Raw genomic sequence first — 15389 nt, forward strand, 5'->3', positions numbered from 1 at the left:
GCCAGGGCGGTTTGCCGGCCACCCCATTTCGGGCAGACTCCCGGACTCCCCCTCCGCCGGCCGGCGTGAGATCATGTGCGGATGGAACGCCTTCAGCGGCTCCGTCCCGAGGGGCTCACCGTGCCCGGCACGTTGATCGGGATCAGAGCAGTTGCCGCCCTCTTTCGATAAAACCCCCCGCAAGCCCCCAGTGCCCTAAGGAAACCATGAGCAGCGTCACGTGCGATCTGACCGTATCCCTCGACGGATTCCTTGCCGGTCCGAACCAGACCCCGGACAACCCGTTGGGCGAGGGTGGCGAGGACCTGCACCGGTGGCAGTTCGAAGAAGCCGAGGCCAATGCCGAAGCGCTGAAGGGCATCCTCTCCGCGGGTGCCTACATCATGGGCCGCAACATGTTCGCCGGTCCCGGAGCCGGACCGTGGGGTAAGGACTGGCGCGGCTGGTGGGGCGAGGAGCCTCCCTACCACGCTCCTGTCTTTGTCCTCACGCACCATCCGCGTGCTCCCCTGGAGATGGAGGGTGGCACCACCTTCAATTTCGTCAGTGACGGCATCGAAGCGGCGCTGGCCCAGGCACGCGAGGCCGCGGCCGGCAAGGACGTCGCCGTTGCCGGCGGTGCAGAGACTGCCCGCCAATACCTTTCGGCCGGCCTGATCGACGAATTGCGGCTGCACATCGCGCCGCTGACCCTCGGCGCGGGCGAGCGGCTCCTGGACGGCGTCGGGAACCTGAAGCTGGAACCGACGGAAGTGCTGGGAACCCGGTTAGTTACTCACGTGCGTTACCGCATGATCCGCTAGGCGTTACCTTCCCCCTTCAATCCTGCGGCTCCGCTGCTCCTGCGCCAGCGGGCCGTACGGATAGACGCCGGTCTGGGGCTCGCTGGCCTGCGTCAGCCGCCTGGTTTCGTCAGGGGTGAGCTGCACGTCGGCGGCAGCAAGGTTGTCCGCGAGCTGTTCGGTGGTCCTCGCACCCAGGATCACCGACGTGACGGCCGGCCTGTCCGCCAGCCAGGCCAACGCCACCTGGGAAGGGCTGATGCCGCGGGCGGCGGCGATGCCTTCCACGGCATCAATGACGGCCCAGGTACGGGGATTGTCATTGCGCGCCTTCCAGGCCTCCATGCCGCGTTCGGGGTTCTCCCCAAGGCGCGTGGCTCCTTGGGGGGCCTGGTCCTTCTTGTACTTGCCGGACAACCACCCGCCGCCGAGCGGAGACCACGGAAGCAGGCCAACCCCGGCGTCAAGCGCAGCCGGAACAATCTCGGATTCGATCTCACGGACCAGGAGGCTGTATTGGGGCTGCAGGGTGACCGGCGGGTTCCAGCCGTGGGCACTGGCAACGTGGACGGCTTTGGTCAGCTGCCACCCCAGGAAGTTGGAGAAGCCGTAGTAGGCAATCTTGCCGCGGCTGACAGAGTCTTCCAGGAAGCGCAGCGTCTCCTCCAGCGGTGTGATCGGGTCCCAGGCATGCATCTGGTACAGGTCGATCTGCTCCACTCCCAGGCGGCGGAGGGAATCGTCCAGGGCGCGGGTCAGGCGCCGGCGGGACGTTCCGACGTCGTTCGGTGACGTCCCCATTGGAAAGCGGCCTTTGGTGGCCACCACCGCGCTGTCCCTCTCCTCCGGCCGCTTGGCAAGCCAGCGGCCGATGATCTCCTCGGAAACGCCCTTGCTGTAGACGTCGGCGGTGTCGATGAAATTGCCGCCCGCAGCGAAGTAGCTGTCCAGGATTGCGTAGGACGACTCCTCGGTGGCCTCCGCACCGAACGTCATGGTTCCCAGCGCGTAGCTGGAAACGACGGTGCCGCTGCGGCCCAGGGTTCTGTAGTGCATGGTTATCCTCGTGATCAGTTGGCGGTGGGATCAAACGTGAAGGCGGCCGCATCCCGGGTGGTGGTGCGGATCCGGTAAAGGCTTGTGGTCGCGGTGATGTAAAGGTCCTGGCCGTCCGGGCCCCCGAAGCACAGGTTCGATACCGTCTCGGGCACGGCAAGGGTCCCCAGGAGTTCGAAGCCCGGGGAATAGACCCGGACTTCGGGTCCGGCAGAGGTCCAGATCCTCCCCTGGACGTCAACGCGCAGGCCGTCAGCGGCGTGGCCGTCTTCAAGCTCGACGGCGGTCTTCCGGCGGCTGCATACGCTGCCGCTCACGTCATAGGCGACGATCCTCAGCGGTACTCCATGGCTTGGCCCTGCGGTGTCGGAAACGTAAAGCACCGACTCGTCCGGCGAGAAGGCCAGGCCGTTCGGGTACACAAGGTCCGTGATCACGGCCGTGAGAGTGCCGGCAGCAGGCTCGAAGCGGAACACATGGCAGCCTCCGTACTCCTGCTCACCTTCATGTCCCTCCGTGGTGCCCGGAAGAATTCCGTACGGCGGGTCGGTGAACCAGATGCTGGAGTCACGCGAAATCACGACGTCGTTGGGTGAGTTCAGGCGACGGCCGCGGAAGGAATCCACCAGGCCAGTCACGGTGCCCTCCTGGTCGCGCTCGACCCGGCGGCGGCCATGGCTGCACTGCACTACGCTGCCGTCGGCGTCGAGCGTCCGTCCGTTGGTGAACTCGACCCCCACCGCGTACTCCCTGGTGGTGCCCGTGGCTGCGTTGAATTCGAGGATGCGGTTGTTGGGGATATCGCTCCAGCGCACAGTGCGTGAGCGGGGCACCCAAACGGGCCCCTCGGCCCACACCGAGCCGGTAAACAGGCATTCCAACTGGCCTACTGTCAGTCCCTCAGCCATTTTTGAGCCCCTTCGCATTCCAGCCTTCGCACGCCCGTGCCCTCGTCCGGGGCGATCCGGCCGGCGGGCGTCAGGCATTACGGGAAACGATAGCGCGGCGAGTCCCCGGCAGAGGGGAACATCCACGCGGGAGACCTCCATGTCCTCATCGTGAACCTGGCTGCCGTCCCGAAGGCACTGGGTTCGATCCGGTAACGCCGGAGTAACGCCACCAGACGTAAACCTAGCGCCATGTGGAGCGCGGTTCCCCGCCCGGCACTGCCAACACAACTGCTGCAGCCGATGCGCCCAAAGCGCAACCCCGTCCGTGGAAAGGCCAAGGAGCCCAAGATGTCACAGCTACCCAACCAGAAGATCGTCATTTTGCGCGCCCCGTCTCTGGGCGCTACCCGTGACCCTTTCGATGGACCGGGAGCAGCCCCGGGACTCGAAAGCACCGCCCAGAACATCGCTGAACGCGCCGTGGGGCTGACGGTGGATCGGGAGGAGAACCCCTCAAATGCCACCCTCACCGCACTGCGGAACGATCCCACTGTCCTTGGCTTCGCCCCTGCCATGCCAATGAAACTCATTGAGCCCCTCGCGGCCGATGCTGCACCCGCCGCTGCCGCCACGTGGGGCGTCAAGGCCGTGGGCGCGGATAAATCGCCGTTCACAGGCGCCGGTGTGACCGTATCGGTCCTTGACACCGGCATCGACGCCACCCATCCGGCCTTCGCCGGCGTCAACCTGGTCACGAAGGACTTCACGGGGGCGGGCAGCGCTGACGACGACAACGGCCACGGCACCCACTGCGCAGGCACCATCTTTGGCCGCGACCTCTCAGGCCAGCGGATCGGCGTCGCACCCGGCGTTCAGAAGGCGGTAATCGGCAAAGTCCTTGGAGGCCCGAACGGCGGCAGCAGCGACATACTTGCCTCGGCGATGCTGTGGGCGGCCGACAACGGTGCCCAGGTCATCTCAATGTCCCTGGGAATGGACTTTCCCGGGTGGGTGGACGAACTGGTCAAAGTGAACGGCTTGACCATCCCCGCCGCCACATCAATAGCCCTTGAGGGCTACCGCGCCAACGTCAGGCTTTTCGAGCAGCTCGCCAACCTTCTCAACGCCCGCGCCTCCGTCGCCCAGACCACAGTGGTGGTCGCAGCGGCCGGGAACGAAAGCGAACGCAACGGCAATCCCGCATACGAGATCAACGTTGCCCCGCCGGCCGCGGCCTACGGAATCACGTCCGTGGCCGCCCTCGCTGACGGCGCCAGCGGGCTCACTGTAGCCCCCTTCTCCAATACGATGGCGACCGTGGCCGGTCCCGGCGTCGGGGTTTTCAGCGCCTGGCTCAACGGCGGCACCAAAACCATCAGCGGAACCAGCATGGCAACACCCCACGTGGCCGGCGTGGCGGCGCTATGGGCTGAAAAGCTCCTTGCTCAAGGCCCCCTCAGTCCGGTACTCCTGCAGGCCAAACTGATCGCCTCGGGAACGTTCCGGCCCCTTGCGGCCGGAACGGATCCAGTGGACGTGGGCGCAGGCTTGGTCCAGGCACCCACGAACGCCAACTAAGTGATTCCGCGTTCTTGGCGAAACCGCAGTTGATGCCACGCCCGAACAGCGCTAAAGGAGCGGACCGATGGTAATACCGGAAGATGTGCTCACCGCCACCCAGGCCCGGTTCGAAGCGCGGGAGGTTCCCCGCGCGGGAACCGAAGAAAAGATTGCGGCGGCCCAAACTCCGCAGGGAAGTATCCTCGACGTCGATGCCCCCGAACGGGTGGAGCTGCGCAGCCGGCGGGTCCTGCGCCAGCCGGTGGTCATGGACGCGCTGAAGGCGACGGCGGATACCTCCCCTGTCCAACCGGGCCAGGTCCGGGAAGACCAGGTGCTGGGAGACCTGGTGCTGGAACGGATCATCGGCGGAAGCAACCTGCTTGGCATCGCCTTCCTGGAACTGGGTACGGCGGTCTCACGCACTGTGGGCAGGGTTATCGTCCGCGACCGGTTCCAGGTCCGTTCCTTCGGCACCGGCTTTATGATCTCGCCCCGCCTTGCCCTGACGAACAACCACGTCCTGCCCGACGCCCAGTCCGCCCGGTTCTCCCGGCTGGAGTTCAATTTCCAGAACGGCATCAGCGGCCTTCCCCTGGCCACATCACAGTTCGACCTGGAACCGGACACCTTTTTCCGCACTGATACCGGCCTTGACGTCACCGTGGTGGCCGTAGCGGCGCAGTCCCGGCCCGACGGAACTTCGCCGCCGGTGCCGCTGGCGGGTTTCGGCTTCAACCGCACCACCAAAGAGCAGGGCAAAATCCTGCTCGGCGAATCCATCAACATCATCCAGCACCCCGAAGGCCAGGAGAAGCAGCTTGCCCTGCAGCAAAACGAACTCCTCGACCGGTTCGACCAGTTCCTGCACTACCACACCGACACATCGCCGGGTTCTTCCGGGTCACCGCTCTTCAACAACCAGTGGGAGGTCCTGGGCCTGCACCACTCCGGCGTGCCCGCTCGGAACGAAGCAGGAGAAATCCTGACCGTCGACGGCACGGTGTGGGACAGAACGCAGGATGAGCTGAAGATCCGGTGGATAGCCAACGAGGGCGTCAGGATCAGCAGCATCCTGACGTGGCTGGAGAAGGGCGCTGACGGCATGAACGAGGGCGAACGCGCCCTGCTCGGGGAGGCGCTCAATCCGCCGCCGCCCGCACTGCCCCAAGTCCCAGCTGCGGAACAACGGGCTAAGGTCCGGACGCAACCCGCACCGCACCAGCCCGCCACAGTCGAAGGCGGAGCGGTTTCCCTCACCATTCCCCTGCACATCACAGTGCGGCTCGGCGCGGTGCAGGCAGCTCAGGGAGTGGCCCAGACGTCCGCGGACCCGAGCCATGCGGTCCCGGGTACCGGAAGTGCAGTCGCTGAAGAGGCAGTGGCGATAGATCCGGACTATTCCGGGAGGAAGGGGTACGACCCCGGCTTCCTGGGCACGGCTGTGCCTTTGCCGGTCCTCACGGCCGGGCAGCGTGCCGACGCTGCGATGAACCGTGGCGCAGCCGCCGGGCAGGATCCAGCGGTGCTCAACTATCACCATTTCAGCCTCGTCATGCAGCGGACAAGGCGCCTGGCTCTCTACACGGCAGTGAACGTCGACGGCCAGCTCAGCCAGTCACCCAAGCGTGAGCGGGACAAGTGGTACTTCGACCCACGCCTGGACCGGTCTGAGCAGACGGGCGACGAGCTCTATACGGACAATGACTTCGACCGGGGGCACCTGGTCCGCCGCCTCGATCCGGCCTGGGGCCCGGCCGACGTTGCCCGCGCGGCCAATGACGATACCTTCCATTTCACCAACTGCTCACCCCAGCACAAGAAGTTCAACCAGGGTGCGTCGCTGTGGGCCGGCCTGGAAGATTACCTGCTGGATACCGCGAAGGCCGAAGGGCTCCGGCTCACGGTGTTTACCGGTCCGGTCTTCACCGCGCGCGATCCGGACTTCCAGGGAACCCCCATCCCGCTGGCCTTCTGGAAAATTCCGGTGTTCGGGCGACCGGACGGGAGCCACTCAGCCAGTGCCTACATGATCAGCCAGCATGAACTCGTGGAGGAAATACTCCGGGAAGCGTTCACCCCGGCAACCTTCCAGGTTCCAATCCGCAGGGTCAGCGAACTCACGGGCCTGGACTTTGCCCACCTGTTCGATTGGGACCCGATGAACGACCAGTTCACGCCCCTCCCCAAGGCCCAGGAAGCCCTTGCCACTCCAACCCCGGCCAGGGAACTCCATACGTTCGAGGACCTGCAGTTGTAAGAGGCGCTCCGGCGCTTCGTTACTACAAACGTAGTGACATCTCACTACTTTTGTAGTAGATTATCTGCATGACCGGCACAGCCGTCATCCCGGCGGACTTGGGCGCCCATTCCTGCAATCGCCCCAGGGCAACAACCAGCGAGCGCCTTGCGACGCCCTCCCCTTCAGGCGCGGAAGCGGCCGTGCACATCGGCGTCCTCCCTACGCCGACTGGACCCAACGCAACCGGGCCCGCCGACAAACACCAGCCGCAACCCGGGCGGTCCCGCCCGATTCCCGAAATGGAGGCAATCCAAATGACTGACTTCTTCACGATGCTGCCCGGCGAAACCGTAGCTCCCGTGCCCCCGGGACCGGTCCTGAGTTCGGGCTCTACCGGCATTCGGCGCGTTCACCGTTTCCTCCTCTGGGCATACCGGGAGGCGCCCAACCTGGTGCACTCGACCGCGGCGGGAGACACCGCCCGCGCCGCGCGCGTGGGGGAAGTGCTCGGCAACTTCGACAAGGTGCTCCTAGTCCACCAGGAAGGCCAGAACCTGTTCATGTACCCGCAACTCGCCGAACGGGCTCCGGCATGCGCGTCACACGTGGAGCAGATGCTCCAACAACACCGAGGGATCAAAGACCGAGTGGAGAGCATCGGGCCCGTTCGCAAGCGCTGGATGCAGACTGCAGAGGCAGGCACCAGGGACGAACTCGCAAAAGGCTACGAAGACGTTCACTCCGTTCTCAGCGAGCATCTGCGCCGCGAAGTCACCGAGGTGATGCCCGCCGTCGATCGCGTAATGACGGAGGAGGAATTGAACGCAATGGTGCAGCACGGCGTCAAGCAGCACGACAAGAAGTTCCTGGTCACGTACCTCGGACTGATTCTGGCCACCAACCCGCCCGAGGACCGAAGGGCGATCTTCTTCGAGGAGATCCCGGCCCTCGCCCGCCTCGGCTACCGACTCATCGGCCGCAGGATGTACCGCAGGCAATACGCGGCACTCTTCCCGGGACGGCCGATCCCCGAAACGCTTTAGCCGGCCCGGCGGGCGGCAGCGCCAGCGAAGGAAGAGCCCGCGCCATCGGCGATCCCCCCGCTGCCAGGGGGCGTCAGCGGCGGGGTGTTCAGCCAACAGCAGTAGGCCGGAAAGCAGCAGTGCCGCTAGCCCTGCACAGGCTCCCCAAGGTTCCCGGCTCGGGCAACGGACCGGCGGATTCCCACGATTCTGACCGCGACTCCCGTCAGGACCAGGCCGATCCCCAGCGCCATCACAATCCAGACCGAAACCGACGCGGAGTCGATCTGCCGGTAGCACTCTGTCGCCAGCCCGACAGTCTGTCCCTGCGCGTCGGAAATTTCAGCCGCACGGCTATTCGGAAGCAGCGGGCTGCCGCACAGCGGCCCCACTGGTTTCAGGCCGATGACAAAACTCAGCAGTTGCAGCGCGAACCCGACCGCGATGGTCAGAATCCACCCGCGCCGTTGCGTGAGCTCTTGATTGATGTTCCTGGTTGTAGCTTCCGGATCTCGAACCGCCATGTTCAGAGCATAGTGCGAGCCCCACCCGCATGCCGCCCGCGAGCATCGCGGCTCCCTCGCGAAGGTTCAGAGTGTGGACCTTGATCGAACCTTGTGCCTGCGGGCCGTTTTTTGATGGGATCTTGGCCGTATTCGACCCAGCAACTTGATACGGGACCGGCATTGTTGGCGTTGTCGGCAGGAGAACCGGCAGCCACAAGGTCCGCAAGAAGGCGGGCCGCCGTCAAAGAAATGGGAGTTCGTCATCATGGGTCTCAGCCTGAACACCACCACCGGTAAAGTCGTCGCCTCCCTGGCCCTGGTCGGCACCGCCGCCGGCGTCGCAGGCCTGGGCACGTACGGCGCGTTCACCTCCAGCACCTCCGCCTCCACCGATGTTGCCTCCGGTACCGTGGCAATCTCGCTGGGCGCCTCGGGCGCAGCCAACCGTCTCAGCGTCGCCGCCACCGGTCTTGTCCCAGGGGACACGGTGCAGCGAGCCGTAACGCTCACCAATGCCACAGGCAACCAGTCGGTGTCCGCCATCACGCTGACCACACTGGCGACCGCCACATCCAAGCTGGACACGGACCCGGCATTGGGCCTGCAACTCGCGATCGACAAGTGCTCCGTGCCGTGGACCGAGGCCGGCACCGCCCCCGCCTACACCTACACGTGCTCGGGGGGCACCGTCACCCAGGTCCTGGCCTCCCGCTCCGTCATCGGCGCGGACCTCGCCCTGGCCGGCCTGAGCTCCACCGCGGCCGGCAACACCGATAACCTCCGGGTGACCCTGTCCCTGCCAGGTGCAGCGGACAACAGCTTCCAGGCCAAGAGCAGCTCCATCGACCTGTCCTTCACCGGAACCCAGCGCTCCGGCGCCAGCAAGTAACCACAGCTTCCTCCGCCGCCTGCCGAAACCGGGCGGCGGAGGAATACCACCCGGAACGGACACTGCCATGACGGCATCACCAACCCAATGCACCCGGTTAACGACGGCGGTTTCACCCGCCACTGCGCGGACCACACGATGGGCCAAGGCATTCCGGGGCATCACCAGGGCTGCCACCACGTCCGTGATGATCGGCGCCGCGGCCCTCTTCCTGTTCCTGGCCGTTGGGCCCAGGGTTCTTGGGTACCAGACCAGCACGATGCTCACCGGATCCATGGCCCCCATGATCAACGCCGGCGACGTCGTGGTATCGGTCCCGAAGCCTGTCAGCGAGCTCAAAACCCGGGACGTCATCACCTACGGGATCCCCGTCGAGGACCACCGCGTCGAAACCCATCGGATCGTCGAGATTAGCCGGAACGACAACGGCACCACGGTCATCCGCACAAAGGGCGACGCAAACAGTGGTGCCGACCCATGGACCGCCGCCCTGCAGGGCGGCACGGTCCATGTCCACGCCGCCACCATCCCCTACCTCGGCACGGCCATCCGGGTCCTGCGCGAACCGGTGCTCCTGCAGGGCTTGATGTATGGCGCTCCCGCCGTCCTGGTCTGCATGGTCCTGGTGTCGATTTGGAAGAAAGAACCTGGAGTGAATTCCCCGCCCGTCACGGACCACCGGCGATGAGTACCGTACGTGCGGTAGTGGTCTAGGCCTTGAGCCCGAAACGGGTCCCGCGGGCCCAGGCGCCGTAGACAGGCAAGAATGGATCCCGACCCCGAGACTGACAAGGAGAGCCCAGGCCGTGCGCACCAGCGGAAAGACCGAGTCAGGCCGGCCCTCCGGTTTCGCGCGTTCCGCCGGGGTCCTGGCAACGGCCGCGGTACTGCTCCTCGCACCCGGGATTGCGGAAGCAGCGTTTACAGCCGGGGCCACGGGCCAGATGAATGCAGCGACGTTAAGCCTGGCCCAGCCTGTCGGTACCGTGGCTGCCTCCAGCTGCAACGGCAGGGACCTGACGATCACCTTCACCAACTATGGTTACGTACCCCGCGCCAGCGCGTTCCGTGTCGAGATCTTTCGTGACCCCACCGACACGGCGCCGCAGTTTGTGGTGGACAGGGCCCAAAATGACCTCAGCCCGATCACCGTGAGAGTCTCAGGGGGAAGGGCGCCCAGGCCCTATAACGTTCGAGGACTTTATCCCACAGTGGGAGGGAACACCTGGATCGGGCAGCCCCTGCCCGGTACAACCGTCGCATGCTGAGAGCCACCCCGCCCGGTCCCGGCTGCAGGGTGATGGCTCCCGCGCGAGGCTCCCGATGCGTTATTTGTTAGCCCGCTGACACATCGATCAGGACCTTGCCGACGATGCTCTCTTCCACCGCGGAGTGGGCCGCAGCCGTGTCAGCCAGGTCAAAGCGATGCAGCGGCAGGCCTGCGGCCTCTCCCACCGGAAGGGCGCCGTCGGCGATGGCCGCATTGATGTCCTCGGCGGCGACCTGCACCGTCGCCGTGCCAACGGTGTAGAGCAGCAAGAACTGGTAGCGGACATTGAGGCTGAAATGCCTGCGTACGTCCAGGGTCATCTGATCGCCGCCGTTGTTGGCGTAGACGGCGATGGAGCCGCGGTTGCGGATCACTGCCAGGTCGAGTTCGGCGTTCCGCGCCGGTGCCACCTCCACGATCTGGTCGACGCCGTTGGGAGCAATCCGGCGGATCTCCGCGGCCGCGTCGGTTTCCCGGTAATTGATGACATGATCGGCGCCGGCGGCCGTGGCCAGCGCAGCCTTCGCCGGTCCGCTCACGGTCGTGATCACGACGGCGCCGGCCCACTTGGCCAGCTGGATCGCCGCATGGCCCACGGCGCCGGCCCCTCCCGCGACGAGAATCACTTTGCCGTCCAGGGCTCCCGGGTGCAGCCGCAGCGGGCCGTCTTCGGCGATGGTCAGGGCCCGATGGGCGGTGACCGCGGGAACGCCCAGGCTCGCGCCGACGTCGAACCCGGTGTTCTCCGGCAGCGGAAAGACCCGCTCGGCCGGCAGGACGGTGAACTCCTGCGCCGTCCCGCCGTCGGCGCGTTGATAGGCGGCCAACGCCAGCCAAACCCTGTCACCCACATGGAAACGCTCGACGCCGGGTCCCACGGCGTCCACCACTCCGGCGCCGTCCTGGTTCGGGACGACCTCCGCGAAAGGCAAGGGTTCGCCCGGTTTGGAGCCGCGGCGCGACTTCCAGTCGGTGGGGTTCACCGCGGACACCATGATCCGCACGCGCACCTCCCCGGGCCCCGGGTCGCGGATCTCGCGGTCTACGAGCTCGAGAACAGACGGATCGCCGGTGGCACGGTACACGATAGCTTTCATACTCAGACCTAACGCCTGCCCCGACCGAAAATTCCCGCCGCGCGCCGGGCGGGACGCTCCAACGGTCGCTCTTTCGCTTCCCGGACAGGCAGTCCATGCTGGTGCCATGCAGATCGCATTCCTCGGCGACGTCATGCTCGGCCGGCTGGTGAACGACCACCTGCAGACCGTTGCCCCCGCCTATCCCTGGGGTGACACCCTTCCGGTCCTGCGGCGGGCGGACCTGAGGATCGCCAACCTCGAATGCGTGCTGGCCGACGGCGGCAAACCCGCGCCGGGCAAGGTCTTCACGTTCCGCACCGACCTGAAGAACGTACGCAGCCTGCTCCTGGCGCAGATCGACCTGGTCTCTCTGGCGAACAACCACGTGCTCGATTACGGAACGGACGCGCTGCAGGAAATGCTTCCCACGCTGGACCGGCACGGAATCCTGCATGCGGGCGCGGGTACGGACCTGACCTCAGCCGCTCGGCCAGCCGTCTGCCGCGTGGGAGGCACCGCCGTCGGGTTCGTGGCGTTCACGGACAACCAGCCGGATTGGGAGGCGGCTCCCGGCACCCCTGGCGTGTACTACGTCCCCGTGACAACCCACGGGCAGCGCGTCGACCAACTGCTGGCGCTGCTCCGACGGACCAAGGCACGTGTGCAACTGCTCATCGTATCGGCCCACTGGGGTGGCAACTGGGGCTCCGACGCCCCACCAGAGCACCGGGCACTGGCGCGGCAGCTGGTCGAGGCGGGCGCCGACGTCGTCTTCGGCCATTCACCGCATGTCTTCCGCGGCGTCGAGCTCTATCGGGGCCGGCCCATCATCTACAGCGCCGGGGACTTCGTTGATGACTAGGCCGTGGACCCTGAGGAACGCAACGACCTGTCCTTCATCTTCCTGATGGAAACCGACGGCGGAACGCCGCGGGCCCTGCGCTTGTTTCCCACCATCATCGCCGGCTTCCGGGTCCGGCTGGCAGTCCGGAGCGCCCGCGGTACCGCGGACCGGATGGCCCGCCTCTGCGGCGACCTGGGCACCGGAAGCAGCTGGAATGCCGGCGAAGGGTGCCTGGAGCTTCCGCTGGCGTAGCCGACGCGCGGGTGATACACATCGGTGCATCGTCTATTTCGGGCTCCGGTTCGTAGAGATCCGTTTTGCACTCCCTGAATGGTCCGCAGGGCCCCGCAGCTTACTTGGGATCGACCCCGTGGAGGGGACGGTGGCTATGTCGAGGAAAATCAGGGCGAGGTTGGCAGCTGCGATGGAACCCACGATTGCGAACCCGATCCCGACGAACGGGGCCGTCGAGGCGTTGAAGCCAAGCCAGGCGCCAACGAGGGCACCCGGCACGGCCACGGCGAACCCGGTCTGCGTAGTCTTTGCTGACCGGGTCCGGCTGGTCCAGGTCAGGAAGACCCCCAAACCGATCGGCGAGCCCGCCGCTAGAACGACGAGCGGCTCGCTGTCGAGTGGCACGTTCATCCGAGCAACCTGGAAAGACAGTATGGCGCGACGCGGACGACTCGTGATGTACGGACACTACGGCACTACCGCTGGAGGTCGAAAGAATGCCTGCAGCATCGCGCTGTTCTACCTCTACGGTGCAATTGTCTTCGCGGGTAACCTCCTTCCCAACGGCAAGCGGGTCCTGGCGTTCCAGGTCGCGAAGCTTAGGGACCGGCGTCCCGCCTGGTTCCGCGAGGATGCTGCAGTGCTTCTTGCCGTCTCATACGCCACCTGCCGGGCAGTGAATGCCCGCCGCAGCCTAAAGGCCCGGTTTGTTGATCGGCTTGTCCAGCGCGAGGCTTATGGTCTGTCCGGGCGCTAGTTCGACAGTTGGCAGGTCAGCAAATTCGTACCATGCTCCGCCTGTTCCGGTGGTCGGGCGGTTCGCTGCTCGCAGGTCGGTGATGCTGAATCGGAACGAGACTTGGCGCTCCGTGTCACCGGGGGCTGTGGTGTAGGTGAGTGGAATCCCTTCAGCATCGGCAGTGGACGTGCCCTGCGCACCCTCGATCTTGAGTTCGCCGGGTATCAACCGCAGTTTGCTTCCCGCCGGGATCGGCTCGTTTGCGGCGAGTGACGGGTTGTAAAGCAGGATCTGTTCGGTAGTGGAGCGGAATTTGTATCCGAGGCCGTCGAACGAGTCACCGTCCACGGTGGTGTAATAGACGGCTTGGCCAAACGAGTTGTTGACTGTTTTTCCCGTGCCTGATCGGCTGTCCACCGGTTTTTTCTGCAGCTGGATAACGTGTCCAGACTGGATGAAGTAGGTGCCACCTTTTTCGTAGGTGAACGGGACCTTGTTCGCTTCGGCTAATTGCTCCTGGGTTAGATTGAACCGGTACGTAATGCCACTCAAGGTGTCACCGGTTTCCACCTTGTAACTGGTCGGGATCCCGTTGGCGTCAATGGTGGCCGTTCCCTTTGCCCCCGTTACTGGGTTAGCGGGAATCAACCGGAGTCTTGTACCCGGACTCACCGGTGAACTTGGCTGGATTTCATTGAATTCAGCGACCTTTGCCTCTGAAAGGTTGTAAGCGGCAGCCACGCTAGCAAGGGTGTCACCAGAGACGGTGGTGTAGTAATCCACATTGCCGAACGAGTCGGTCACCGCTTCCCCACGCAGGGAAGGCTTTTCGTCGCTGGCCGTTGTCACTTCCGGCGCGGCGGTGGTCGGGTGTGATGCGGCGGGGGGTTCAGTTTGCGTGCATGCGGACAGCCCCACCGCTAATAGCGTCATGCACGCAACTGCCCAACGGGCTTTCCCTCCATGCTTCCGTGCCACGACAGTGTCGCCGATTTTCACCATAACAATCCCCCCAAAGCCCGGAACTACCGGGAGCAAAGTCCGGCCGGCCAACCCGAGCATAGTTGATGAAATCCTATGGGAGAGGCCTGCCGTCGTGCGCGCACCTGCGCACGACATGCAGGTGCGCCACTTGGGCTTCGGGCAGAAATACTCCTTCCGCCCCTCCCCGAACAGGGCGTGCGGCGTGTGAAAACAGTGCCAACCCGCGAAACCCGAGGAATCTGGAGCCGTCCGCCTAGTGGTCCCGCACCGATGGCTTCCGCGTCCCGGGCTTGCCGCACTGCTGATTCTCGGCCCGGCTACCAAGCTGGCAGGACAGGCAAGAGTCCGTCGGCCTCTATATGCTCACTGTCCCCACGGGCAAGCCATAAGAGCAGGCCTTCCCGGTCCGACCTAACGTGCAGGGCGCCGTCACCAATCACCCATTCATCCCGTTCTTCGGTGACCGCGGTAATTCCCGGAACGCCCTTGGCGCGCAGCGAACGAACCACGGCTTCGATGGCGTTCAGGAGTGAATCAGGGTCGGCTTCCTCGATGGTCCACGCCGTGTCAAGGTCATGGTGGTGCACGACAACTTCAGCGATGCGAAGTGCCACGATGGACGTCGCAGGGATGACCTTGCCGTTCACGTTGACATCCGGGGCAGCCAGCTCCGCGTTGAGCCGTTGGGCCTGCTCCGCGAAGCTCCGGGCCGACTCCCGCAGTTCGTCCAGGAGCTCCTCGCGCGGCAGTGCGGCCAGGGCGGAAATTTCTTGGGAGCGCGCCTCGGGTGAGGCATAAAGCTGCCGTTCCACGCCGGAGGCAGCGCCGTCGATGAGGTTCACCAAGGCGCGGCCGCTTGATGCCACGTGGGCGATGACGTCAGCCCGGCTCCACCCTTCGCACAGTGACGGAGCCGCCATCTCAGCATCGGAGAGGGACGCTACTGTGGCCAGAAACATGTCGGTTTCCCTGCCCAGGCGGGACAGGTCCGAATATAGGCGGGCGGTATTGATCATCCGGCCAGCCTAGCCGCGGCCTTCTCAGTAACACCACCGTTTAAGGGCTCTCTTCCATACCGGAATCGTCTGGACTGATAGGCGTATCCACGCGGATCAGGGCAGCGCGGCAGGGGGTCCCTACGTTCGTGCGGATTTGTAGGATCTATTACCTAAAGCGCACCTTTCAGTAGTTCTGCGCTCCTAATACCCCCCGGGCAGAATCCCGGGGATTTGCCTCATATGTCCTGCATCACACCTCTGTCAGGCTGAAACAACCGGGTCGGATGCCATCTT

At 65.1% G+C, this 15389-nt stretch carries 16 protein-coding genes; 9 read left to right on the top strand and 7 right to left on the bottom strand.

The genetic code is table 11. The annotated features are described in order from the left end of the window. Positions 1-206: 206 nt before the first annotated feature. The gene (locus tag U7114_RS09890; protein WP_323057227.1) at positions 207-803 is read left to right on the top strand and encodes a dihydrofolate reductase family protein; all 597 of its coding nucleotides are present in this window, start codon (positions 207-209) and stop codon (positions 801-803) included. A 3-nt stretch (positions 804-806) separates the two neighbouring features. Here the strand turns inward: U7114_RS09890 and U7114_RS09895 are convergent, their stop codons facing one another. Beyond that, positions 807-1838: an aldo/keto reductase gene (locus U7114_RS09895; RefSeq protein WP_323057228.1), complete on the bottom strand. Its 1032-nt coding sequence runs from the start codon at positions 1836-1838 to the stop codon at positions 807-809. Positions 1839-1852: 14 nt separating this feature from the next. Continuing rightward, the gene (locus tag U7114_RS09900; protein WP_157242402.1) at positions 1853-2746 is read right to left on the bottom strand and encodes an SMP-30/gluconolactonase/LRE family protein; all 894 of its coding nucleotides are present in this window, start codon (positions 2744-2746) and stop codon (positions 1853-1855) included. A gap of 330 nt (positions 2747-3076) precedes the next feature. Here U7114_RS09900 and U7114_RS09905 point away from each other — a divergent pair, with 330 nt between their 5' ends. The 3 genes from U7114_RS09905 to U7114_RS09915 all read left to right on the top strand — a co-directional run bounded on the left by U7114_RS09905 (position 3077) and on the right by U7114_RS09915 (position 7573). After that, positions 3077-4306 (top strand): S8 family peptidase, encoded by a 1230-nt coding sequence (locus U7114_RS09905; protein WP_157242403.1) that lies wholly within the window; start codon positions 3077-3079, stop codon positions 4304-4306. 67 nt (positions 4307-4373) lie between these two features. Next, positions 4374-6548 carry a DNA/RNA non-specific endonuclease gene (locus U7114_RS09910; protein ID WP_323057230.1) on the top strand — a complete coding sequence of 725 codons (2175 nt, stop codon included), beginning with the start codon at positions 4374-4376 and terminating at the stop codon, positions 6546-6548. Between the two features lie 296 nt (positions 6549-6844). Next, positions 6845-7573 carry a hemerythrin domain-containing protein gene (locus U7114_RS09915; protein WP_323057231.1) on the top strand — a complete coding sequence of 243 codons (729 nt, stop codon included), beginning with the start codon at positions 6845-6847 and terminating at the stop codon, positions 7571-7573. A 125-nt stretch (positions 7574-7698) separates the two neighbouring features. Here U7114_RS09915 and U7114_RS09920 read toward each other — a convergent pair whose 3' ends face one another. Then, the gene (locus U7114_RS09920; RefSeq protein WP_157242406.1) at positions 7699-8076 is read right to left on the bottom strand and encodes a hypothetical protein; all 378 of its coding nucleotides are present in this window, start codon (positions 8074-8076) and stop codon (positions 7699-7701) included. Between the two features lie 247 nt (positions 8077-8323). On the opposite strand from U7114_RS09920, the gene U7114_RS09925 reads away from it, so the two are divergent. The 3 genes from U7114_RS09925 to U7114_RS09935 all read left to right on the top strand — a co-directional run bounded on the left by U7114_RS09925 (position 8324) and on the right by U7114_RS09935 (position 10215). Next, entirely contained in the window at positions 8324-8947 is a 624-nt protein-coding gene (locus U7114_RS09925) for a TasA family protein (RefSeq protein WP_157242407.1), read from the top strand. Positions 8948-9014: 67 nt separating this feature from the next. Further along, on the top strand, positions 9015-9635 hold the full coding sequence (locus U7114_RS09930; protein ID WP_323057232.1) for a signal peptidase I: 621 nt from the start codon (positions 9015-9017) through the stop codon (positions 9633-9635). A 118-nt stretch (positions 9636-9753) separates the two neighbouring features. Beyond that, entirely contained in the window at positions 9754-10215 is a 462-nt protein-coding gene (locus tag U7114_RS09935) for a hypothetical protein (RefSeq protein WP_323057233.1), read from the top strand. Positions 10216-10282: 67 nt separating this feature from the next. Here the strand turns inward: U7114_RS09935 and U7114_RS09940 are convergent, their stop codons facing one another. Continuing rightward, positions 10283-11314 carry an NADPH:quinone reductase gene (locus U7114_RS09940; protein ID WP_323057234.1) on the bottom strand — a complete coding sequence of 344 codons (1032 nt, stop codon included), beginning with the start codon at positions 11312-11314 and terminating at the stop codon, positions 10283-10285. Between the two features lie 106 nt (positions 11315-11420). Here U7114_RS09940 and U7114_RS09945 point away from each other — a divergent pair, with 106 nt between their 5' ends. Together U7114_RS09945 and U7114_RS09950 are read left to right on the top strand one after the other, a co-directional pair. Next, positions 11421-12158 (top strand): CapA family protein, encoded by a 738-nt coding sequence (locus U7114_RS09945; RefSeq protein WP_323057235.1) that lies wholly within the window; start codon positions 11421-11423, stop codon positions 12156-12158. A 3-nt stretch (positions 12159-12161) separates the two neighbouring features. Beyond that, positions 12162-12392: a hypothetical protein gene (locus U7114_RS09950; protein WP_323057236.1), complete on the top strand. Its 231-nt coding sequence runs from the start codon at positions 12162-12164 to the stop codon at positions 12390-12392. Positions 12393-12425: 33 nt separating this feature from the next. Here U7114_RS09950 and U7114_RS09955 read toward each other — a convergent pair whose 3' ends face one another. From U7114_RS09955 to U7114_RS09965, 3 genes are all read right to left on the bottom strand, one after another. Further along, complete coding sequence (locus U7114_RS09955) at positions 12426-12785, bottom strand: hypothetical protein (protein ID WP_323057237.1); 360 nt, start codon at positions 12783-12785, stop codon at positions 12426-12428. A 283-nt stretch (positions 12786-13068) separates the two neighbouring features. Next, positions 13069-14046, bottom strand: a complete 978-nt coding sequence (locus tag U7114_RS09960; RefSeq protein WP_323057239.1) for a muramidase family protein — start codon at positions 14044-14046, stop codon at positions 13069-13071. Between the two features lie 368 nt (positions 14047-14414). Continuing rightward, entirely contained in the window at positions 14415-15113 is a 699-nt protein-coding gene (locus U7114_RS09965) for a maleylpyruvate isomerase family mycothiol-dependent enzyme (protein WP_323057241.1), read from the bottom strand. Positions 15114-15389: the final 276 nt, after the last annotated feature.

The organism is Pseudarthrobacter sp. C1 (assembly GCF_034720455.1).
GTDB lineage: Bacteria > Actinomycetota > Actinomycetes > Actinomycetales > Micrococcaceae > Arthrobacter.

Coding starts and splice junctions, on each gene's coding strand:
- U7114_RS09890 (WP_323057227.1), top strand. CDS start 207: ATGAGCAGCGTCACGTGCGATCTGACCGTATCCCTCGACGGATTCCTT.
- U7114_RS09895 (WP_323057228.1), bottom strand. CDS start 1,838: ATGCACTACAGAACCCTGGGCCGCAGCGGCACCGTCGTTTCCAGCTAC.
- U7114_RS09900 (WP_157242402.1), bottom strand. CDS start 2,746: ATGGCTGAGGGACTGACAGTAGGCCAGTTGGAATGCCTGTTTACCGGC.
- U7114_RS09905 (WP_157242403.1), top strand. CDS start 3,077: ATGTCACAGCTACCCAACCAGAAGATCGTCATTTTGCGCGCCCCGTCT.
- U7114_RS09910 (WP_323057230.1), top strand. CDS start 4,374: ATGGTAATACCGGAAGATGTGCTCACCGCCACCCAGGCCCGGTTCGAA.
- U7114_RS09915 (WP_323057231.1), top strand. CDS start 6,845: ATGACTGACTTCTTCACGATGCTGCCCGGCGAAACCGTAGCTCCCGTG.
- U7114_RS09920 (WP_157242406.1), bottom strand. CDS start 8,076: ATGGCGGTTCGAGATCCGGAAGCTACAACCAGGAACATCAATCAAGAG.
- U7114_RS09925 (WP_157242407.1), top strand. CDS start 8,324: ATGGGTCTCAGCCTGAACACCACCACCGGTAAAGTCGTCGCCTCCCTG.
- U7114_RS09930 (WP_323057232.1), top strand. CDS start 9,015: ATGACGGCATCACCAACCCAATGCACCCGGTTAACGACGGCGGTTTCA.
- U7114_RS09940 (WP_323057234.1), bottom strand. CDS start 11,314: ATGAAAGCTATCGTGTACCGTGCCACCGGCGATCCGTCTGTTCTCGAG.
- U7114_RS09945 (WP_323057235.1), top strand. CDS start 11,421: ATGCAGATCGCATTCCTCGGCGACGTCATGCTCGGCCGGCTGGTGAAC.
- U7114_RS09955 (WP_323057237.1), bottom strand. CDS start 12,785: ATGAACGTGCCACTCGACAGCGAGCCGCTCGTCGTTCTAGCGGCGGGC.
- U7114_RS09960 (WP_323057239.1), bottom strand. CDS start 14,046: ATGACGCTATTAGCGGTGGGGCTGTCCGCATGCACGCAAACTGAACCC.
- U7114_RS09965 (WP_323057241.1), bottom strand. CDS start 15,113: ATGATCAATACCGCCCGCCTATATTCGGACCTGTCCCGCCTGGGCAGG.